This window comes from Geomonas subterranea (assembly GCF_019063845.1).
GTDB lineage: Bacteria > Desulfobacterota > Desulfuromonadia > Geobacterales > Geobacteraceae > Geomonas > Geomonas subterranea.
On the sequence record NZ_CP077683.1, the window covers coordinates 2065980 to 2086798 of the forward strand.

The 20819-nt window shown below is 49.8% G+C and carries 17 protein-coding genes; 3 read left to right on the plus strand and 14 right to left on the minus strand.

Features of this window, described 5'->3' with window-relative positions; genetic code table 11:
- Nucleotides 1-19: 19 nt before the first annotated feature.
- Together KP001_RS08955 and KP001_RS08960 are read right to left on the minus strand one after the other, a co-directional pair.
- Entirely contained in the window at nt 20-1162 is a 1143-nt protein-coding gene (locus tag KP001_RS08955) for an HD-GYP domain-containing protein (RefSeq protein ID WP_217289174.1), read from the minus strand.
- Nucleotides 1159-3258, minus strand: coding sequence for a HEAT repeat domain-containing protein (locus KP001_RS08960; RefSeq protein WP_217289175.1), 2100 nt, complete (start codon nt 3256-3258; stop codon nt 1159-1161). The genes KP001_RS08955 and KP001_RS08960 overlap by 4 nt, the downstream gene beginning before the upstream one ends.
- A 1099-nt stretch (nt 3259-4357) precedes the next feature.
- Here KP001_RS08960 and KP001_RS08965 point away from each other — a divergent pair.
- On the plus strand, nt 4358-4915 hold the full coding sequence (locus KP001_RS08965; RefSeq protein WP_217289176.1) for a PEP-CTERM sorting domain-containing protein: 558 nt from the start codon (nt 4358-4360) through the stop codon (nt 4913-4915).
- Between the two features lie 140 nt (nt 4916-5055).
- Here the strand turns inward: KP001_RS08965 and KP001_RS08970 are convergent, their stop codons facing one another.
- Entirely contained in the window at nt 5056-5556 is a 501-nt protein-coding gene (locus KP001_RS08970; RefSeq protein ID WP_217289177.1) for a response regulator, read from the minus strand.
- A gap of 417 nt (nt 5557-5973) precedes the next feature.
- Here KP001_RS08970 and KP001_RS08975 point away from each other — a divergent pair, with 417 nt between their 5' ends.
- Together KP001_RS08975 and KP001_RS08980 are read left to right on the plus strand one after the other, a co-directional pair.
- Nucleotides 5974-6153 (plus strand): hypothetical protein, encoded by a 180-nt coding sequence (locus tag KP001_RS08975; protein ID WP_217289178.1) that lies wholly within the window; start codon nt 5974-5976, stop codon nt 6151-6153.
- A gap of 43 nt (nt 6154-6196) precedes the next feature.
- The gene (locus tag KP001_RS08980; RefSeq protein ID WP_217289179.1) at nt 6197-6823 is read left to right on the plus strand and encodes a TMEM175 family protein; all 627 of its coding nucleotides are present in this window, start codon (nt 6197-6199) and stop codon (nt 6821-6823) included.
- A 624-nt stretch (nt 6824-7447) separates the two neighbouring features.
- Here KP001_RS08980 and KP001_RS08985 read toward each other — a convergent pair.
- The 11 genes from KP001_RS08985 to KP001_RS09035 form a co-directional block, all read right to left on the minus strand.
- Nucleotides 7448-8647 carry a phosphorylase family protein gene (locus tag KP001_RS08985; RefSeq protein ID WP_217289180.1) on the minus strand — a complete coding sequence of 400 codons (1200 nt, stop codon included), beginning with the start codon at nt 8645-8647 and terminating at the stop codon, nt 7448-7450.
- Entirely contained in the window at nt 8644-9099 is a 456-nt protein-coding gene (locus tag KP001_RS08990; RefSeq protein ID WP_217289181.1) for a DNA-binding transcriptional response regulator, read from the minus strand. The genes KP001_RS08985 and KP001_RS08990 overlap by 4 nt, the downstream gene beginning before the upstream one ends.
- Nucleotides 9080-12541 carry a hypothetical protein gene (locus tag KP001_RS08995; protein WP_217289182.1) on the minus strand — a complete coding sequence of 1154 codons (3462 nt, stop codon included), beginning with the start codon at nt 12539-12541 and terminating at the stop codon, nt 9080-9082. The genes KP001_RS08990 and KP001_RS08995 overlap by 20 nt, the downstream gene beginning before the upstream one ends.
- Before the next feature lie 644 nt (nt 12542-13185).
- The gene (locus KP001_RS09000; RefSeq protein WP_217289183.1) at nt 13186-13443 is read right to left on the minus strand and encodes a hypothetical protein; all 258 of its coding nucleotides are present in this window, start codon (nt 13441-13443) and stop codon (nt 13186-13188) included.
- A 2021-nt stretch (nt 13444-15464) separates the two neighbouring features.
- Nucleotides 15465-16703, minus strand: coding sequence for an LL-diaminopimelate aminotransferase (locus KP001_RS09005; protein WP_217289184.1), 1239 nt, complete (start codon nt 16701-16703; stop codon nt 15465-15467).
- A gap of 49 nt (nt 16704-16752) precedes the next feature.
- Nucleotides 16753-17994, minus strand: coding sequence for an MFS transporter (locus KP001_RS09010; RefSeq protein ID WP_217289185.1), 1242 nt, complete (start codon nt 17992-17994; stop codon nt 16753-16755).
- A 412-nt stretch (nt 17995-18406) separates the two neighbouring features.
- Nucleotides 18407-18919, minus strand: a complete 513-nt coding sequence (locus tag KP001_RS09015) for a hypothetical protein (protein ID WP_217289186.1) — start codon at nt 18917-18919, stop codon at nt 18407-18409.
- Between the two features lie 21 nt (nt 18920-18940).
- Nucleotides 18941-19531 carry an LOG family protein gene (locus KP001_RS09020; protein ID WP_217289187.1) on the minus strand — a complete coding sequence of 197 codons (591 nt, stop codon included), beginning with the start codon at nt 19529-19531 and terminating at the stop codon, nt 18941-18943.
- Nucleotides 19528-20088 carry a bifunctional pyr operon transcriptional regulator/uracil phosphoribosyltransferase PyrR gene (gene pyrR, locus KP001_RS09025; RefSeq protein ID WP_217289188.1) on the minus strand — a complete coding sequence of 187 codons (561 nt, stop codon included), beginning with the start codon at nt 20086-20088 and terminating at the stop codon, nt 19528-19530. The genes KP001_RS09020 and pyrR overlap by 4 nt, the downstream gene beginning before the upstream one ends.
- A gap of 37 nt (nt 20089-20125) precedes the next feature.
- On the minus strand, nt 20126-20401 hold the full coding sequence (locus tag KP001_RS09030; RefSeq protein WP_217289189.1) for a hypothetical protein: 276 nt from the start codon (nt 20399-20401) through the stop codon (nt 20126-20128).
- 192 nt (nt 20402-20593) lie between these two features.
- Nucleotides 20594-20812 carry a hypothetical protein gene (locus KP001_RS09035; protein WP_217289190.1) on the minus strand — a complete coding sequence of 73 codons (219 nt, stop codon included), beginning with the start codon at nt 20810-20812 and terminating at the stop codon, nt 20594-20596.
- Nucleotides 20813-20819 lie beyond the last annotated feature (7 nt).

A 20819-nucleotide genomic window follows, 5' to 3' on the forward strand; every position in this document is an offset into this window, starting at 1 on the left:
AAGGGGTGCGGAAGCGGGATCAGCTGGGCGTTTTCAGATCCGAAAGCATCTGGAAGAAATTCCGCGTCAGCACCGGGTGCAACTCGGTGCCGGACATATCGAGCATCATGGTCGTGATCTGGTCAAGCTCCAACGGCTCACGGTAGGACCTCCTGGTCCGGGTGGCATCGAAAAAATCGGAAACCATGGTCAGGTGGCTGCAGAGGTTGAGCCGCCAGGATGGGGGGAGTTTCGGGTAGCCGGCGAGGTTGAATTTCGCATGGTGCTCATAGGCGCAGATCGCGGCCATGCGCGGCACACCCGGGATATCCATCAGGTAGCGCGCCCCCCTGACCGGGTGCTGCCTGATAAGGTCGAACTCCTCGTCGGTCAGTTTCCCGTTCTTGTTGATGATCTCCTCAGGGACGAACAACTTTCCGATGTCGTGCAGCATGGCGGCCACGCCGATATCCTTCAGCTGCTGCCCCTCGATACCGAGCGCCATCGCCTGCGCCAGGTTGAGGATGCAGACATTGGCGGAATGGGTGAAGGTGTACTCGTCGCTGTCCCTCAGGGCCGCAAGTATGAGCAGGGGAGCCCCTTCCTGGCGGAACAGATCGACAAACCCGGAGACGACATCGGCGATCCCCGAGACCTTGAGCTTCTGGCGCCGCTGCACCGCCCGGTAGATCTCGGTGAACCGGTCCAGCTCCTTCAGGCTGAGTTCCTTGAGGACCTCGGCGGCGCACCGCTCTCCTCCTTTACTGTCGGAAGGAGGTCCACCCGCGGCCACCGTGAGGTAGCCAAAGCGCAGGTGCCCGGTCGATGCGATCTCGCCTGGCTCCCCGGCGGCGCCGCTCAGGAATTCGACGAGGCTTGCGACCTCCTGCCGGGTGATCCCCTTCTGGAACTTGAGGTACTCTACCCCCCGCGCCTTGAGCAGGGCGGTGAAGCGGTTTATGAACAGGCTGTACTCCTGTGGTCTGCCGTCGATGATGAGCTCGTTCTCCACCACGATCAGGGACAGCTCACCGCAGGCTTCGAGCAGGGCGCTCAGCTCCTCGAAGAGCTGGTTTCCCAGCCGGACGACCTGGAGGTGCCCGCTTTCATACAGCGCCGCGTTGGCGCTCGCCGACTGAAGGAGGCGGATGATGTTGCCGGAGCTGTGATTCGCGCCGTTCATGAGGTTATCCCCGGTGCGCCCCGCAGCAGCAGCGCGGCCTGCCGCCCCAGCGCCCCCTTTTTCGCGGCGAGCTTTTTCAGAAGTGGCCGCGACATTTCCGCAGGGTAGCGCCGCAGGGAACTGACCGCTTCCAGCTTCAGCTTGGCGAGCTGGTTCGGGCGCAGGAGGCTCACGGAGGTCAGCAGCTTCTCCAGCAAGGGGAGCGACGCGGGATTCCCGATCTCGCCCAGCGCCTGCACGACCAGGTTCTTCACCTGGAGATCCTTGGCGGAAAGACCCGGCCTGGCCAGCATGGCGTGCAAGGCCCCAAGGACGTTGGCCGATCCCGCCATTCCGGCGACCTCGAGAGCTGCTAATTGAGTCTGCCGGTTCGGACTCTCCAGGTCCTGCACCAGGCTCAGCTCCGCCGCGAAGTCACCGAATTCCAGCAACGCCCGGAAGGCCTCCTGCGCGACCCTCCGGTCGCGATGGCGCGCCAGCATGCGCAGCTTCTCCTCGGCGTCGGACAGCTCCAGGCGCCGGATAAGGGCGATCAGGTTGCGCAGGAAGTACCAGCGACGATCAGAGAGCCGCTTCATTATGGCCGGGGCGGCCGGGGGGCCTATTTCGACCAGCCGGTCCATCATGAAGCGTCGCAGCGACATGCTGTCGCTTTCGGCCAGCCGCTCCAGCAGCTCCTCGGTGAAGGGGGCGCCCACCGTCGCGATCACCTCGGTGATTTCATCGAACCTCGGTTTTCCCCACGTCTCGAGGCCGTCCAGCACCTCGTTGATGAATTCCTCGCAGGCGAAGAGCGCCATTACGTCCTCGCGCACCCCGGTGGGCACTCCCCCGCCAACCACTTCCCGCAGAATCTTGAGGAATTCCAGATAATCGCCGGTGCGCAGGAAAAAGATCCCGATATCGTAGAGGTTGCGGGCGTACCCCCCCAGTTCCCCTCCCTCTCCCTCGCCCGATTTCAGGAACAGAAGCAGGATCTCGCAGGTGGCCTTTTCCATGGAGGCTTGATCCAAGGTTTCCAGAAGATCCCGCACCCCTTCACTTCCCACCAGGGGGACCTGGTCCGGCTCCATCATCTTATGCAGCTTTTGGAGATAACTCTCGGGAATATACTCTTCGCTTGCATGCTCCCTGAGGATGGTCCGTATCCTGCCCGGCAGCCCACCCTCGGGGGTGACCGGCGCTGCGGAGGGGGAAGCTATGCGGCTGAACTGCCGCAGCAACTGCAGAACCAGGGGGGGGATGCTCTCCTGGTTGGCGCCGATTTCCTCAAGGGTCTCGAGCACCGCCTCGGCGGGTAATTGCCGGACGATCCATTCCAGATCGGGTGCGGCAATCGCCTTGGACACACAGGCTGCGTTAAGGAACTGCTGACGCATGGCGGGATTGAGCTTGCCCACGAAACCGGCGAACCTGCGGTTGGTCAGTTCCCTGGCCTGGGGGGCCGCCGCTTCGTCCCGTGCGAAAGCCTCAAGCAGTACGGATGTGAAATTTGCCGCATCAAAAGAAGCATCCTGTCCGGCTTGGCGGTTGAGTGCTTCGGCCACGAGTTCCGGGTCCAGCAGATCCTCGTCGAGCGCCCCTCCCGCCGTATGCCCGTTCTTCAACGCGACAAGGAAGCGCTCCCAGAGGTCACCGGAACCGTTCCCCGCCTCCCCTGGCTGAAGGAGCGGCTCTTCGGACGCACTGAAGAGATCGTAGCGTACCTCCCTGATGGCAAGGGAGGTGATGCCGGCCTTTTCCCACACGGCCCGAATCCCGCCGGCGCCATAGATCTTTTCGCGCTTGCTACCAAGGATGATGATAAAACGCCGCAGTTCCTCCTTGGTGAGGCCGCGGTTGAGAACAAGCATCCCGATGCCGCGCTCGTACAGCACTCGCGCGAACTCCCTGATCACCAGGTTGGACCTGTCGACGGTTCTCCCCCCGAAAACGAGCGCCGAGCCGGCCACCCCGAACACCACCTCATCCCGCTCGCCCATGAAGGCGGCGTAGCTCTGCAGGGCTTTGGTAAGAGAAACATCTACTACCTGATGCCCCTGCGGGTACGCGCCCATGTTGCGCCGCGAGACTTCCAACTCGCGGATCAGCCTCACAAGTAACGGTGAGGCTGCCGTGCCAGGTGATGTGTCAGTTCTTCGTCGATTGCTCATGGCATTGGTCAAAATCAGTCTCAGCAAGACCTGTCGCCAACACGGCAAGGTCGTACGGGCAATAGCTACTGCAGGAAGCGGGGCCTACAGTGAAGCAGGATGAACTCAGCATGAGAAGTTGCTGTTATAGCACCACCATGAGCGGTAGTACTATCAACATCAAAGGCTGGGATAGGGAGAATATAGCTCACGCCGTGGCGCAATAAAAGAAATATTAGACGCCCCAAAATGTTGGGTACTGTTGACCACGCGGAGAGGCCGCTTTCTGAGTGCGGGGACAGGCAGAGGCCTTGAGAGACATCGTCTCCCGTCCGGTTTCAGAGTTCGGAGAGCGAAGGCACCGATAACATACGGCGGCATTACTTGCCAGCCTTCTACCGACCTCACCTTCGGTTCGCACGAGCCCGCCCTCACTTTTCCGCCCGGGGTGCGAACGGCGCCGCGTTTACCTGGCATCTGACACTCCCCCCCGGATTCCAGGATGACCTCCCCTCTCGGCGGGAGCTGCCTCATCAGAGCCGATGCAAAGCTGCACTATGTGGTTAGAGGGTGCAAGTCGTTGCTTTGATTCTGCCTCGCAGACCATAGACATATGACCACATTGCGTACAGAAGAACCCAAAGTGTAACGGTTCGTCAGAGTGTAAAGGATCGGCTTTACACATAGCATTTGCCGCATCCTTGACCTGTAGCTCTTCTCTCAACTCCACGCTCGCTGGTCACCGGCTCGCGTGCCCCGCCTGGATGTGCCAACATGATACCTTTGAAATCACTTGGAAATCGTGGTTATAGGCTCCTATTTATCGAGGTTCCCCCCTGGCCCTCATCAATTCCCGGCAGAGCCCTCCGGGCAAGATGCATTTCTGGCACCGCATCACCGCAAAGCGTTTTAGGTATGCCGTCCGGCTGGCGCTGTCGGAATATTAAACACAGCAATCAACTCGCACAAAATTTATATATTTATCAGATACTTAGATGTGGCACCTCGATTGCTATAGTGAATTCACGTGTGAGCGTACAACTTCGTTGAGAGGAGGAACAGCATGAATAAGACAATTTTGGCTGTGCTGGTTGTGGGACTGTCAATGGTATGTGCCGTCGGAACCGCAGGTGCTACTTCCTTTACGAGCACGACTGATGTGGACAGGTGGGTGATCGGCAACGGCACCCTGACATGGGCCCAGGCGATGCCGTCGGACTTCGAAATGCCATATGACACCATCAACAGTGCCACGTTGAAAATCTATTCTAATTTTGTCGACGGTAATAACGACATGGTAAGCGTTGAAAACACTTTCGTAGGGAATCTCAAGAACGACACGGGGTGGTTTTTGATCTGGAACCCTCTTGAATCACGCAGTTTTGATATCGCCTCGGCCATAACTGCCCCGTGGTCAACCGGACAGTCCCTTGATATATCTCTGGCATACGATGAAAGAGGGTTATTCAACTGTCTCCTCTATGTAGACGAATCTATATTGTGCCTGGACTACAACAACGGGGCATCTCCGGTCCCCGAACCGGGCACCGTACTGCTGCTTGGCATCGGCATGGCCGGTATTGCGATCTGTGGCAAGCGTCGCTTGAACAACAATGCCTAAACGTACAGTATGGCAGCGACTTGCAGGGCGTTACCTACGGTAGCGCCCTTTTCTTTTGCCCCGTCTTCCCTTGGCGTAATAGATGCCGCTGCAGACCAGCCATGGCGAGCCTCCACGATCACCGCGCGACATTGCTATCGTTAAGTGAACCTGTCACCCAATTTCCCTTGGCTTTTTGTCACCACTCGCCGGCCGACCTCATCCACCTCAGGCACTTCACAAATCAGCCAGAAAGCGGCAATGGCCTTTAGAAGTTCAATCAATTGACTGGGGTCCTGTGGTTTGACGATATAGGCGCTGGCTCCAAGTAAATAAGCCCTTTTTATGTCGTCTGAGTCATTTGACGATGAAAGTACGATGGTGGGAATGATGGCGGAGTCCGGCGTACTTTGCAGGAAGGTAAGAATCGAAAACCCGTCACCGGGAAACATTTTCAAGTCAGTGAGAAGAAATGAAGGGTACTGATAAATTGAACGGTCAGCGAACACTCCTTCTCCTTTAAGGTATGCAATGGCTTCATCTCCGCATGTCACTAATCGAAGCTCTGCCTGTACAAGGCTGGCCTTAAAAGCTCGTTCCATCAGCATCCGATCATTTGGGTCGTCATCTGCCACGAGAATGGTGTACTTTTTGTGCAACATAGGGCGAATTCCCACTCGAAACCGGCACGGACTGCGGATCAGCGACCGGGGCAAGTGGCTGCTGCATTCATCGGCTCACTCCGATCAAGATGGATTGCCCGCATCCTTGTTGTCGAAAGCGCGGGCCTGGGCTGCGGAGGGGAAAGGAAGCACTCAGGGAAAAGGAACCATTGGAGGGGAGGAGGAAACGGATCATCCATGTCGGCTATCGGCCGTGCAGTCGGATTTAACCCGTTCTCTATCCGCTTACCGCTCCTGTTCCGTTTTACCATTGTAACACGTTTCATGGCAGTTATACTGACAGTGGGTTGTGTCTCAGATAAGGAAAGCCAGGAATTGGGCACCCTACCGATTCCTCCTGTAAGTGAACCTGAAAGCTAGAGAAGCGGCTTAGATGCAAAAAGGGAGGCTAGTGATATGACCAGGCTTGAGCTGACTGAAAAAGAGACGGGCATTCTGATCGAAATACTCGAGTCATCCCTCTCCAACTTGAAGACTGAGAGAGTAGGCACCGACAACCGGGCGTGGCACTTAGGGCTTTTGGAACGTGAAGAATTCGTGAGTGACCTCCTTTCGCGCCTGACTAGCAAGCCCTGAGCGATTGCCCCGGTGGCAACGCCTTGCTGGCAGCAGAGAGCCCATGGCCGAAAGCTTTACAAGAAAGGAAACAGGACGCATTGAGGCGTTCAGCGACGGGGTTTTCGCCATCGCCATAACACTGCTGGTCCTGACTATCAAAGTGCCAACGGCTTCCGAACTCGGTGTCGACCAGAGCCTGAGTTCTGCCTTGCTGGCGCTGTGGCCCCATTACCTTGCCTTCGTGACGAGCTTTGTCACGGTCCTTGCCAAGTGGGTGAACCATCACAGGATTTTCACCTTCGTCCAGAGAAGCGATCACACGTTCCTGTACTTGAACGGTTTGGTGCTGATGCTGGTTACCTTCCTGCCGTTTCCGACCGCCTTGGTGGCAGAATACCTGCTTCACCCTGAAGCGAAGATTGCCGGTGCGATCTTTTCCGGCACCTTCTTCGCAATAGCAGTGGCATTCAAGTTGTTGTGGCACTACGCCTCAAAAAATGGGAGGTTGCTCGGGGGGGGACGAAGCGTGGATCCTGAGCACATTGAGCAGATCACCAGGCAGTTCAGCTTCGGGCCGTTCATGTACCTTGCCGCGTTCGTCGCTTCTTTCGTGTCGGCAGGGTTGAGCGTTGTTTTCTGCCTCTCCCTGGCGGTAATCGTCGGCTTCAAAGGATGGCCACGGAAGTAGCAAGTTACAACCCGCCTGATGTTCCAGCCATGACCAGGGTGTTCTTGAATTTAGCGATGATTTGCAGGACCAGTCTCTACTTGAGCTGAACGCTGATAGGGGTGGGCGAACAACAAAAAGGCCACTTAGCTTTTCAAGTCTAAGTGGCCGTTATATTTTGGTTGCGGGGACAGGATTTGAACCTGTGACCTTCGGGTTATGAGCCGTTTTTGTTGTGCTTGTGTTATGTAGCCCGATTAGCTACTTACAGGTATATCAAAGATTTAGCTCCTGTGCAAGCCTTTCCATCTTTGCCATATTCATCAACTTTTCCTGATTTTGGTACACACTTTGGGACACACTTCCGCCCGCCAACAGACGGACAGCCCATTATATTTATTAACGCCTCAGCCTCCACATCTCAACATGCACCAAGGTTTAATTGATCAGGGCTCCTCCCTCCCCCCAGCCCCTGTATTATTAGAGGATCTCATCCAGCAGAGAGCAGAAGATATCGCCCTAGCTTGAGGAGCCGGTTTTTAGCTTCATAACTCGCGGTAAATTTTCGGCAATTTTATCATACAGTAATGATGAAATAGGTTCCGCTGTTACACTTTTCTGTGACGACTACTTAGTATTAACAACTTAGTTAAATAGATGATTTTGTATGAGTTTTATGGCAAAAGCGGCGCTAGTAAAAGCTGCATAAGGCTGTAAATCATCATTTTTATCAATATTTGCAAAGTCGCATACGGATTTAATAACTATTGAATTTGTGGGATTCGAATAAGCATAATTTGCAGAGGCCATGACCCCATAAGCTTCCATATCGATACCAATTGTATCTCTGTTTTGAGCCTTGATGAGTTCAACTGTCTCGGGTTCCTCTAAGACAACAGCTCCTGAAGCTACAGGGCCTACGTGCATGTTTAGCTGATTTGAGCATTCTAGTCCCAGTTCTTTTGCAGAATGTTGGATTTCATCAAGATAAGTACGTTGGGCAGACAAATCAGATAAAATTGGACTCAGGTTAGAATGTATATGCAGCTGATGTGGCGAGGACAAAAATGTCGGTTTTCCTTCTCTCACAGTAAGCTTCCCACTTCCCCACTCCCAAGATGGTTCTGCAACTAAAATGTCGCCCAATTTAACCTTGCCCTTTATCCCAGCAGCAATACCGGTCATTATAATATACTCTGGATTGTGCCTCAAGAGTATCCGAGTTGAAAGCGCAGTTGCAGCGGCAATACCCATTCTAGGACAGGATGTTGCTATGACTGACTTAATTTCTCCGCTGGAAATCGTAATGGAACCTATGTAGTATATATTGCTATCATTTTTAAATTGTACTTTACTCAAATCGTGCAAAAGTGACAAAATTGCCTCAAATTCAGTTTTTCTCAAAGCTGTAATAATAGCAATATCAAATTTTTGAAACTCTTTTCTGGTATAATTTATTATTGTCGAAAACAAGGATTCAAAAAAAGTCTCACTTTCAGTTCCTTGAACTAAGCGCCACCCCCTATTTTCGAAGTATTCTTTATATTCGCAGTAACTTTCAGCATACGCTGTAGCGCCTACCACATGTTTAGGTAATTGGTATGATGTGTTTAATTCAATATACTCAAGAAATTTAACACCACCATCAACCAAAACATCTCCACCAAGTACTTCTGGAATTTGGAGATCAACTATCAACAAATCTACATCTGAATTATCATATAAATATTTCAGTGCATCTTTAGAATTGCTGACGTGATCGATTTTACAAGGCGTCAATTTATTAAGGACACGACAAAAAGTTTCCACCTTAGAATATTGGTCATCCAATATCAACACTTTCATTTTCCCACTCCGCTTATTAAATGATACAACTGTGCTTTCCAGAGATCGGTAGCTGAGTTGTAATAAACAGTGCCTTTGTAAAAGTCGGAATATAACAAGGAAAACTCCGACATAAGCTGTTCAAGAGTTATGCGTCCACCTTCGAATTGACTATATTGAGTCACAACAATAACTGGAATATTTAAATTTCTCAGCTTCATTTGAGCCATCAGTTCTTTGCCAGCAAAACTTTCAGGGGTCCCACCTCCTGGTTCGTCAGCATTGACATCAAAGTTAGGAAGGCTCATGTCCAAAATAATAAGATCAAAGTCTGTGTTGAGAATAATTTCCTTCAAAGCCGATCGTAGAGAAACTCTTTCAGTTAGCTGTATTTCCTGCTGGAAGCGTTCAACAAAAAAGTCTATCAATGCATGCAGCTTGTCTATTGAGTCTTCAGCTATTAATATTTTCATAAAAAAGTACCTTCTTGAAATTATAAAAAACAAATTTAACCGCAAAAGTACCGTCGTTACAGTGTTTAAAATCGACAAGATGAGTGATGTTTAGGACCCGAAAAAGGATATTCCAAATCTTAAAGAAACCAGTTCCTCCTTCAGATTGAATTCCTTCTCTGCCAACAGTGTCTTTACCGTAATTCACTCGGTAATATTCAACTCTCGAGTTCGCGTTTTCCAAAGTTTCGTCCAGGCTGCAATTGTTTACTATTTCAAGGACAACGGTGCCATCAACGGTGCTCAAGCTAATTTTCAAACCGAGATTTTCTTTGGAAACTCTCGATTTGGAAATTGCATTTTCCATGAGTATGTATAAGAAATCAACAAAATGGGTTAGTGTCCAGCCTTGAAGTTTGTAATCTTTATCTTTTTCGAATTCAAGTGCAATGCAAGCTGTTCTTTTGGCAATTTCTACTGCTATCTCGATGTCGTACTGAGGCACTGTATTTTCATTACTTCGTGTAAACCATGTTATAAGTTGGTCAATATTATTAGATAGGTCAGTACGAGCTCGTGCAATAGCATCATTTAATTCAGAGAAAAATGTTTTGCCATGTAAAAGTTCATAAACCTCGTATTGGAGTTTATCAAGGTAACCTAGGAAAGCTTTCTTAGCATCGATTGACAATTTATCTCTGACCTTTAATAGGTTAGAATCTGTCCTTTCCCATAGCCAGTCTACAACATACTTGATTAGTTCGGAGTATGAAGCTGTGAGTGGTATTTTTTGTTGTAGTACATATGCCTCTAAATTAAAAATCGAGTAGTTAAATAAGGATTCGGTTTTGCTTATTTTATCGCCTAATGTTGATAAGTTTTGATCTAAAAAATATATTTGCAACCAGTTATCATTTATTTCAGAAATTTTATTCTCAAATGACTTGCTGAATTCAGTAAAAGCTAAATCAAGTTTCTTTGACACCTTATCTTCAAGGCCGTTTAATTTATTTAGCCAGTATTCGTTTGAACAGTAAGTTTTTTTATACGGGTCTATTTGTGAAAGCAAATTTTGATTAACTACGGATTTCCTTATCATTGTTGGTAAGTAGCCATGCCTAATTCTTGTACTCAAATATGTATTTAGTCCTTTATCTCCAAAAGTAAAATCGTCTCGCATTCTTTGAAGAAGATTTAGAAACGAAGCGTTTTTTTCGTTCAGTCCAGTTAGTACCAACACTGACCTAGATGTCCGATCAATTATACCTTGTTGTTTTAAACTATTGTAAATTCCTTTAAATTCAACTTCATCATCATAGTCACTAAAATCCTGTCGCCTTAATTCTTGAATTTTGTTGAACAGATTCTCTAATTTCTTCTTTCCAACTTCGCTATAAAATATAGTCGAATCGGAATAAATTTTACTATTTTCAACACACTTGATTGCATCACTTATAACCAACTTTTTTGTCAGTTCTTTTACTTCGTGGACTAACGACTGTTTATTGAACAAATTCTTTTCAATTAAAAAATTACATATATTTATTCGATGGTAGTCAATATCTTTAGAAGTTTCGAAACCAAAATATAGTTTCATTGTGTCTGGTACGCAAACGTTTGTTAAAAAATAATCAGCAACAAACTCTGGATACTTTTCATAACATTTCAATCCGTTAAGTGGAAAATCTATTTTGTTTTTTAACAAATAGTTCTCGAATGCGTACCTGAGAGCTGATAAATATTTATCATTTACATAATTAGAATGAAGAGAAAGAGATATTGGGATATACAATGAACTGCTAAATTTTGCGGCCTCTATCGCCTTTTCGCAGATAAGTGATGTATCGTAATTCGTAATCAGGAATGGATTTTTTATACATCTAATAGCGAACTCATTCAAAGCTCCCTCAGTGTCCCCTGTCTTCAAATAGCAATCTACTAGGAGTCTAGAGGCTTCCTGTTTAATAAGAATGTCTTCGCACTCGATCAGACCATTTAGTAAAGGTATGGCATCGATGTGCTGATTGTCTCGTATAAGAGTTTTGCTAAGATATTTGATTAATCTGTTGCTTTCGATCGGCACTGTAATGTTTTGAAGCAAATTTGAATCGTTTTTATCACTATAAAAAGTCCAAGCGATTGACTGGCCTATTATTTCCCTAAAAGTACTTGTGTACGACTCTAGAATGTCAGAATCCATAATATCGATTTTTCTAGGAGATGAGATACCAGAGAATAAAATTCGGATTTTATTGAGAAAAACACTTCGGTCATGGCTCAACAATTTGCTTTCATTTTCGACGAAGAGGTGCAATTCTCTGAAATACCTTAGAGCGCTGAATCCATGACATAGGTTGACCAAGAAACCCAGGCTTCTCTCATATTTCTCAGATTTAATCGTTAACGTCACGAGTGAATCTATAATGCGTTTTTTTAAACCTGAGGTCTCAATAGCTGAGGACCTTGCGGCAGATTTCGCCACTAACTCAAATATTTGGAATTCATATGAAGGATCATTTTTGAATCTTACTATTACATCAGCATACGCACCTTTAGTATATAAATCTAATAACTCATAGTAGTCCTTACTAAATTTCCACTCAGTTTTTATGCCATAATGATTTGCTAGGTATTTGATCTCAGTCGACTCAAACAGAGTGGCCAATCTCTTCAAAATAAACTTGATATCTCCATTGTCTTGCTCGTCAAAAATGCAAAAAACTAAACAGTCCACACATGCTATATAAAAATCAATGATGGACATGTTCTTCTCTACATTTAGAATATTATCATAATTATATTGGTAATCGAAATTTTTAAGACATAATTTATAAAGTAAAAAGTCTAGAAGTTCTCCCTTTACATGCCTTTTGATCTGAGTTTCAAGGGAACTTAAATCTGATGCCAAGACTTCGCTATCGTCATATTTCAAGCTCACGTTGTTGGCAATCGCGAAGAAAAAGCTGTTTATATTACTTTTATCACCAATATCTTTTATAAAATCTCTTTTTTGATCTGTATTTCCAGCTAAAGTATATATTGAGCATCTAGTTGAAATCGACCAAGTAGATATACCTAAATCATTATCGATTTCGTCCAATATTTGAATGCATGAGCCGAAATCACTTTCTAAAAGAGCTTTCGTCAATTCACCTTCTTGGCGTATAAATGTTTTAATTATTTGGCTGTGTTTTTCGAAAAGACCGAGTCCCCAGTAAAGGCTTTTTAAAGTATCAGTACTAGGTACTGACCCAAATCTTTCCAGCACTTGATTTTTGTCAGCGTAAAATGAGATTAAAGTGTGAAAAAATCTGTGATTATATATCGTGCTAAAGTTAAGATAAATCTCCTTGGCGCTTAATTCATTGAAATACCTTGCTATTGCAGTGTGAGGTTTATTTGAGGAGTAAATAATACCTTGAGCTTTATTAAGTTTTCTATGGTTGGATGTTTTTTTTGACATTTATACGCCTTTTTTTACCAAGCTGTATTGTAGCTGGACCCACCTCGTTCGGTTTTTCAAGCATGGATGATGTCACATATTCAGAGTGCTAATAGGCAATCATGATGAAGGTAACAGACTTAAAAGCTAAAGAATGCTCCACCTTCGTTTGACTCTTGTCACTCATGCTCCCCCTGAAGTCAACTTTTATAACTCAGGAGTGTCCAGGAAACCATTGGCGATTCATTCCCGCTTTTCATCGTAGTCCACTGAGATCTCTTTCACGTCATCAATAAGGTCTGCCAGCCTATTGGCAACCTTCGCATAGATCGCGGCAGCTGAATCGTCTTCGATATCACCTTGCGTATGAGGCTCTTGGAAAGATGGTAAAGCGTTGCAGCAATATGGGATTCATCGCCCCCCCAGTTTCGTCGGTGCGGAAAAAACTCCTCCGGCTTCCGCAATGAAGCCGGTTCAAGCTGCAGCAAACGCCACGATTGCATTTCCCTCTTCGCCATAAGAGCCGTCGGGTTCTCAGCTGCATTCGCCGTGGACAGAACTGTCCTCGGTAAAGCAGCAGCCAGAATAGATCGCAGCATTCCCGCTCCGCCGCCCTGATGTAGTTTTATGACTCGATCTTCCCCTCTCCCTTAGTGGAAATGAAGTCACCGCCGCTTCTTCTTCCTTGCTGCGCTGTTTCGCCAAGTTAATGCCGTGTGAGGGAAGAGCAAGTGTTTCACCGGTTCGCCCTTTGCGTGAGTTAGTTCCTCTCGCAGCAGTTCCAGCCCACCAGTTTTGTGATTGTTGTCGGTTCGATAACCCAACGCCAGCGAGTACCGCAGCGAGGTGATGCTGGCCGTCGCCTCCTGCCCCGGATCATCAAGAACGCGAAGAGGGACAATCATTTCTGTCTCAAATGTCATCTTACTACCGAACCCATTGCCTACACGATGGGAAAGAGATCGAATATCGGAAGTACGCCCTTCTTCATCACGCAATGATTTCGCGGCATCCAGGCGGTTTTTCTGATAGTGCGCTCAAAAACATCATCACGTCGAATAGGTTCGATTTGCCGGCGCCATTCACGCCAGCAATGCATGTAAATGGCCCGAACTTAACATCCACGTCGATTAAGTTTGAAGCCGGATACCCTTAGTCTGGTTAGCATATTGCTATCTCCCGTGAATACACGCTGCACCCTTGTCGCTCGAACTGAATAACATCGGAAGGTATTTTTGCGGCGTCCCCTCTCTCCCGGTTGCTGACCTGCCCTCTTCCTCCAGCATTGGCAAACTATCATGCCGAGACACACCGGTCAACCCACATCGCAGAAAACATTCCAGTTTACAGAATGTTGTGAGCACCGCAGTTTGTAGTCATAGCGATGAGCAACTGGAATTCATGCAGTGGCACTCTGACTTTTTTGGCGCCATTTGCTTGCCATGAAAAAGCGATGCTCCTCCAGAACCCTTAGGTTATTACATAGTGAGGAAAACGGGGCAATGAACTGCTGGGGCATGCTTGTGAACCATCCCATCTCCTCCCTGTGTCGCCGCCTCGTACCTCGCCTGCCTCCTTCTAGAAGTTTGAGTTTTCCACAGCCTTCCTTGAAAATTTGTCACAATAGCCTGAAAATTTGTCACAATAGGAACTGCTGTGGATAACTCCAGAAGGCATTGTCTTACAACACATAATTTCAATTTTGGAGCAGAAACTTCATTTTCGCGAGCTTGAAAATTTGTCACAATAGGGGGTGAAAATTTGTCACAATAGCCTTCGCCTATTTATATACTAAACGTTTTTATAAACTAAAAAACAACAACTACTGTGACGTTGTCGTTTTTAAGCAAAAAACCCCGTTAGAACGACCACATCACGTCCCAGTCCCGTTAGTAAGCGCCGATATCCCTCGACTCATCCCCCCTTGGCCGTCAAAGCTCGATATAACGGTCCTTGAATCCCCACTCCTACCCCAGAACCTGCCCGTCGCAATCACTCAAAATCTTCTGAAAAATTGGCGCCATTCTTTTGGCGTCAAAAAGTCTGTTGCGCTTGTACATATCCGAGGCCCCCCTAGGGCCTTCAATAGGCATTTCAACTAGAATCTGAAATTCTGATTTGATAATGCTATCTTGCGAGAGAAAAATTGGAGTCCAGCCCTTCCTTCTAATCCTAAATCCATCGTCGGGACTACGGATATTTCCCATAAACCAAGAGGCTTGTGGTTATTGGCCACACCGCCCTCTCCACCACCTTGAGCGCGCCACCACAGCAACATATAAATCCGTAAAAACTGGCATTTAGCACATTGGCACACTTCTAGCTTTTAACAAAAAAAACCGAACAACATTTCAAAGGAGTAAAAAATGCGACGTACTATTGATGGCAGGCGCTATGACACGGAAACTGCAAACCAATTAGGCGCACGGCAGGGTGAGTTGAATCCATTCCTAGTTGAAGCGCTATATAGGACCCGGAGCGGTTGCTTTTTCAGAACGTATGTCGACGATAAACATGAGCTGTACTCTCTGTGCCCCATGTCGAGAGAAGAGGCTCTGAGGTTTGCAGAGGAGAAGGGACTGGAAAGTGTAATTGATAAGGAATTCGCTGATCTCATACTGCCAGCATAATTCGTTTGAATGGCAAAAAGCTCACTTCCATGAACTGGGGTGACTTTGTAAAGTTTCTCGATAACTGGCGTTACCATAGCGAGAGCGGAAGATTCTTCAACCGGAAGGCTCGCAGCACTGAGACAGCTAAAGGCTTAAATCGAATTGCGGCGGGGGAAGCCCCCCCGCCGCTCAATTTCTGTGGACCCTCAGCTGGCCGCGCCAACGGATTGCAAGGCAGACAGGCTTCGCGAATAGGTAGGAATTTGTCCTTCCGATGGAGCGTGGCACGAGGAATGTCTCCCGTTAAACAGATTTCCGCCCGCCCGCTACCTCTAGAACACGAGTTCGAGCTCCTGCAAACGCCTTTCGATCTCACCCACTATACGCCGTTCCTCTGCTTCATCTCCGGCGACGAAAGTGACGGAGAAGCGTATGTAATGGCCCACATCATCCCAGGGAACTGTGGAAATGAGGCTCCTGGTGGTGAGAAATTCGGAAAAAACTTCCGCCGAGCTAAACACGACTCCCGCTGCGGTCCCTTTTGGAATCTTGGCGTAAAGATAAAAGGATGCCTTCGGTTTCCGTACGGAAAAACCGACACGCCGAAGGGCGGCCACCAACAGTTCGTGACGACGTGAATATTTCGCGGCCGTCCGTGCTGAGATTTCTGGATGTTCCAGACAATAGACGCCAGCCTTCTGGATGGCGGCAAACTGACCGGAGTCATTATTGTCTTTCACTGCCGCAAAGCCTTTGACAACCAACTCGTTACCGGCAAGGAAGGCGAGGCGCCATCCAGTCATATTGAAGGACTTGGAGTGCGAATGGATCTCGACGGCTACCTCCTTGGCACCGTTAATCGACAGGATGCTAAGAGGAGGTTCGCCATCGAAGGTCAGGCCGGCATATGCAGCGTCTGCCACCACGATGATCTGGTTTTGGTGGGCGAAGTCTACTACCTTCTCATAGAATGCCTTGGTAGCCGTCGCCCCGGTGGGATTGTTAGGATAGTTCAGGTAGAGGAGTTTTGCGCGGCGACGCTGTTCCGCACTCAGGGAGTCCAAATCGGGAAGGAATCCGTTCTCCTCCAGGAGCGGCAGCTTGACAACGTTGCCCATCAAGGCCTCCGTCATGGTCCCTAGGACGGGATAGCCAGGCACCGTCAGGATTGCGATGTCACCAGGGTTGATGAAGGCCAGGGGTAAGAGGGCCAGAATCGGTTTCGATCCGATGCCGTGGGTGACCTCACAGCTCGGATCGATGTCACGCACATCGTAAACCTTTTCCAGATATTTGGCGGCAGCCTCCTTGAAGACTTCGATGCCATTGTCGGTGTAGCCACGGTTCTCAGGTTTCCCGGCTTCAATCCTGAGCACGTCAACGACTGCCTCATCAGCACCCCAGTCAGGCTCTCCTACTCCGAGGTCGATCAATTCAATGCCAGGGTTATTTCCCATGGCCTGCCGCTTCGCTCGCTTGATCTTTTCAAACTTGTATAGGACAGTTTCCTTCCCAAAGCGACTCCCCCCGATTCGCTCTGCAAATAAAGTCTGAATGTAATTATTCGACATCAACGAACCTCCCTTTTGTCTTCACAATAAACCACGATGTAACCTGAGATTAAGACTGCTCTGCTTCAGCAACACCAACAGCGCGTGCCTCCCGACGAGGGATCTCTGAACGGAATAACAGGACAGAGCATGCAGCTGCAGCCAACTCCAGTACGGCAAAGACGCTTAAAGCTGCGGGGAACCCGAAGCGAAGGATCTCACCGAATATGAGACTGCCAAGCCCGAATCCGATGAATAGAGTGAAGACGTTCAACCCCATCGCTTGCCCCGGCCTTTCTCTTCCCAGGAACGTGACAACCCCGGCTAGCATCGGCTGGGTCATATCGTAACCGAGTGAAAGTATGGTGGCGACCAGGGCGGCGGCCACGAGCGGCAGATCCGCGAGCATCAACACAGCGGCGATACCGCCAAGGCCCAGCCCGATCGGCAGCAACCGACCGCGCCCCCATTTATCTGCCGCACGACCGATCACCGGTCCCAACAGGAACCCGGGAACCCCATACCCCAAGAGGGCGACACCAATACCAACGGGCCCGAGTCCATACCTCCTCTCTAAATACACGCCCAGCCAGGTGAACAGACCAGAGTGGAAAATTGAGTTCAAGAATACATAGCCATAAGTGCATCGTCCGCGGGGTGTGCTCAACAGGCTCTTATACCCCCGCAGTAGATCTCGGAGTGAGCCGGCCACCGGATTAAAGGACGCAGCCAGAAACGGCCGATGCGGCAGGAACAGCAGCAGGATAAGTAGCCCTACGCCTCCAATCACCAGGAAAATGCCTCGCCAACCGATAACTGGCACCATAACCGCCCCCAATGTCGATCCGAAGGCCATCCCTCCAGCCATGGCACCAAAGAGCCAACCGAGCGGTCGCCCCCGTTCCTCGGAAGGGAACATCCTGGCAACGACCACAAGAGCAAGCGGCACCACACCGCTGGCCCCTACTCCGGTAAGGAGTCGCCACAGCAGCATCTGCCCAACGGAGGTTGCTGTCGCCGTTAATGCAGTTAAGACCGCAAACGCAGCTAGCGACGCCGGGATGATGCGATGAACTCCTACCCTGTCAGCAAGGAGTCCGTACATGAGTGTCGCAATACCGTAAGGGATAAGGTAAGCGGGGATGACAGCGCCGACACCTTGAACCGATGCACCAAAAGTACGGGCCAATTCGGGTATAATCGGTGCGACCATAAAGGCTTGAAAAAATATTATGAAGGTTGCGAATGCCAGTATCCGCAGCAGTCGCTCCCGTTCGTCATTACCGGAATGTGGGGTTGTATGATCTGTCATATCTGCTCCTCCGTACGGTCGAATGGTCTTTCCACCAACCTATTCCTTTAACTCAACTAGAAATACCTTTGGCAGCTTCTATGCCAGCCTGATTCGCGCTAGATAAACCACTGATATTCAATATGAGCCACCCTCCCCCTCTGCAGGCCCACTCCCTTCTTGCAAGAGAATATTCTTCACATATCGCAATATTCCGCATTTCTCAGCCCCCAGTCAGGTTCTACAAATTTCAGCGAGAGCGTGGGTGGGATGTCGAACTCGAAAAAACGGCGCGAGGACGGAAGGAGTCTTGGCAAGTTTCAGCAGCAGTCAGAGCGGATGATGGCGATCCAGGAACAACTTCGCCATGCAGAGAAATTTGTTGGAGAGATGGCTGCGATCCTAGCACATGAGATATGCAATCAGGCGATGCTCAAGGGTAGTCTTTCGGGCCTACTATCGCGCTTCCTTTTAGAACGCTTAGCGTCAGTGAAAGGTTGCCTTTGTCGATGGGGCGGCACGACTCGATGATCGCTTTGAGGGACTTGTAAAGTAGGGTACCTCCGACGACTTCAGAGAGAACTTCACAAAATCTATTACGTGGTACCAGGGTCTCAAGTTCCATCAGTCCTTCGATGTTTTCCAAGGTGATGTCCCTGCATATCTGGCGAACAGACTCCTTGTTGCATATGTCCGGGTAGGCTCCGGCAAGATGCCTAATGGACCTTTCGCCGGCAAGATACCTGAGCATGGCACTCACCTGCATATTCGTGGCAGCCGCAAGTTCAGATACCCAAGCATCGAAGGAATTAGCCTCACTTTTCCATAAGCCTTGGTCCTCAACCGAACAGAGTTCTGCGGCTATCTCCCTCCACCCCTTGGCCCCTCCGCGTATTCGACCGATCACCTCGTTCTGCCGAGGCTTTTCGCTACTTCTTTGTTCCATTCAAACCCTTCCCCTGTGACCTCAAGTGTCGGCAAATCCGAGTGCCCATCCAACCTTGTCGAGATGAGGCTGCTGGAAACGTGACATAGCCTGAAGTAATTCCGCGGGTTCAGCTGAAACCGCGAGGGTTTCGATCGTAGCTGGCGGCGCAAACTGTTCTTCGATCATATGGCTGAAGAACCCTAGGAACCGGTCGTAGTACCCTTCAATGTTCAGCAGCCCGCAAGCCTTATGGTGAATGCCGAGCTGAGACCAAGTGAGGATCTCGACGAGTTCCTCGAGAGTGCCAATGCCGCCGGGCAAGGCGATGAAGCCGTCTGCGAGTTGCGCCATCAGTGCCTTGCGCTGGTGCATCGACTCTACGATGTGAAGCTCGCTCAGGTGCTTGTGGGCCAGCTCCTTCTCAACGAGCAACCGTGGAATGACGCCAGTCACCCTGCCGCCTGCATCCAAGACGGATTGCGCCAGAGCCCCCATGAGTCCTACGCCCCCCCCGCCGTACACGAGTTCCATGTCGGCATGTACCAGTGAGCGGCCAAGTTCCCGCGCGGCATCCACATAGGCCGGTCGCATACCGGGACTGGATCCGCAAAAGACACAGATACGTTTCATGCACAAGCCTCCGATAACTCTGCCATGCGGACCAAGGCGACGGTCTGGGGTACGCGATCATCTCCGTACTTCACCTCAATATCCTCAGCCCGAGACGTCGGGAGACTGCGCCCCACATAATCCGGGCGTATCGGAAGCTCGCGATGGCCACGGTCGATTAGGACTGCGACCTGTATGTTACGCGGGCGCCCCAACTCGAAAATTGCGTCAATCGCAGCCCGAACGGTGCGCCCGGTGAAAAGTACGTCATCGATCAGAATCACCTGGCAGTCGTTGACCGAAAAGTTCATCTCGGTCTTCCCCACTACTACCTTACGACGACTTGCAATGTCATCTCGGTGCATGGCGATGTCGACCGTTCCTATTGGCACCTTGCAACTGGTTATGTCCTGAAGCTTGTGCTGCAGCAATACAGCCATGTAGTCGCCGCCGTTTGATATGCCGACCAATACCAGCTTGTCGCCCCCCTTGTTGCGCTCAAAAATTTCATGGGCGATCCTGGTGAGAATTCTGTCTATGCCCGCCGCGTCCAACAGCTCATTTCTGTTCGTGACCACGCTTCCCTCCCCCAGTGCACCGCCCAATCCATTCGTCCTATTCACTTTTGTCACCCTTGGCTGCCGTCAAGATGGCTTCGGCCAGCCGCTTTTTTCGGGAAAAATATTCTCTGAGCACATCTTCCCACTGCATGCCCGGATAGACCCTGCGCAGGGCCTCATCGCGGCCTGGGCAGCCATTGCTGCGCATGCAGCAGTAAGCAAGGGACCCGTAGCAGACTTCACTGGCGCTCCAGTCCGGAAGATTCTCCGCAGAGAATTCCTCCTTCAACCGCACAAAGTCCCCGGCGGGCATCCCGATCTCGGCCAGCATCTCATCTCTGGTGCATTTAAAGCCAGGTGGCATTGCGTGAACCTCTTTGCAGCAAAAGGCCAACGCACGGGCATCGCCCCCCATACAGACGGGGACAGGCGCGTCCTCCCACCCTGGCTGGTTTCTTGTCTTATGTTGATTCATGCCAGTCACTTCCGATCATTTCTTTTGTCATCTCTGCACACCCTCAGCCTAAGACTGAGCAACTGCGGCAGCCCCGTTAACCGCAGCCTGCTGTCTCTCCGTCGCAAACAGGATCTGATAGGACAACTGGTTCAGCCGCCCCGACAGATTCATTACCCTCGCGGCAAGCGCATGCCCCTCAGCCGTAGAAAGTAGCGACAGATCCGGAATCTTGAGAAGCCCGGCCTTTAGTTCCAACTCTTGTAATTGGCTGTTTATCTCGTTCATGCTGTTC

Coding starts and splice junctions, on each gene's coding strand:
- KP001_RS08955 (WP_217289174.1), bottom strand. CDS start 1,162: ATGAACGGCGCGAATCACAGCTCCGGCAACATCATCCGCCTCCTTCAG.
- KP001_RS08965 (WP_217289176.1), top strand. CDS start 4,358: ATGAATAAGACAATTTTGGCTGTGCTGGTTGTGGGACTGTCAATGGTA.
- KP001_RS08970 (WP_217289177.1), bottom strand. CDS start 5,556: ATGTTGCACAAAAAGTACACCATTCTCGTGGCAGATGACGACCCAAAT.
- KP001_RS08975 (WP_217289178.1), top strand. CDS start 5,974: ATGACCAGGCTTGAGCTGACTGAAAAAGAGACGGGCATTCTGATCGAA.
- KP001_RS08980 (WP_217289179.1), top strand. CDS start 6,197: ATGGCCGAAAGCTTTACAAGAAAGGAAACAGGACGCATTGAGGCGTTC.
- KP001_RS08985 (WP_217289180.1), bottom strand. CDS start 8,647: ATGAAAGTGTTGATATTGGATGACCAATATTCTAAGGTGGAAACTTTT.
- KP001_RS08990 (WP_217289181.1), bottom strand. CDS start 9,099: ATGAAAATATTAATAGCTGAAGACTCAATAGACAAGCTGCATGCATTG.
- KP001_RS08995 (WP_217289182.1), bottom strand. CDS start 12,541: ATGTCAAAAAAAACATCCAACCATAGAAAACTTAATAAAGCTCAAGGT.
- KP001_RS09000 (WP_217289183.1), bottom strand. CDS start 13,443: ATGACATTTGAGACAGAAATGATTGTCCCTCTTCGCGTTCTTGATGAT.
- KP001_RS09005 (WP_217289184.1), bottom strand. CDS start 16,703: ATGTCGAATAATTACATTCAGACTTTATTTGCAGAGCGAATCGGGGGG.
- KP001_RS09010 (WP_217289185.1), bottom strand. CDS start 17,994: ATGACAGATCATACAACCCCACATTCCGGTAATGACGAACGGGAGCGA.
- KP001_RS09015 (WP_217289186.1), bottom strand. CDS start 18,919: ATGGAACAAAGAAGTAGCGAAAAGCCTCGGCAGAACGAGGTGATCGGT.
- KP001_RS09020 (WP_217289187.1), bottom strand. CDS start 19,531: ATGAAACGTATCTGTGTCTTTTGCGGATCCAGTCCCGGTATGCGACCG.
- KP001_RS09030 (WP_217289189.1), bottom strand. CDS start 20,401: ATGCTGGCCGAGATCGGGATGCCCGCCGGGGACTTTGTGCGGTTGAAG.
- KP001_RS09035 (WP_217289190.1), bottom strand. CDS start 20,812: ATGAACGAGATAAACAGCCAATTACAAGAGTTGGAACTAAAGGCCGGG.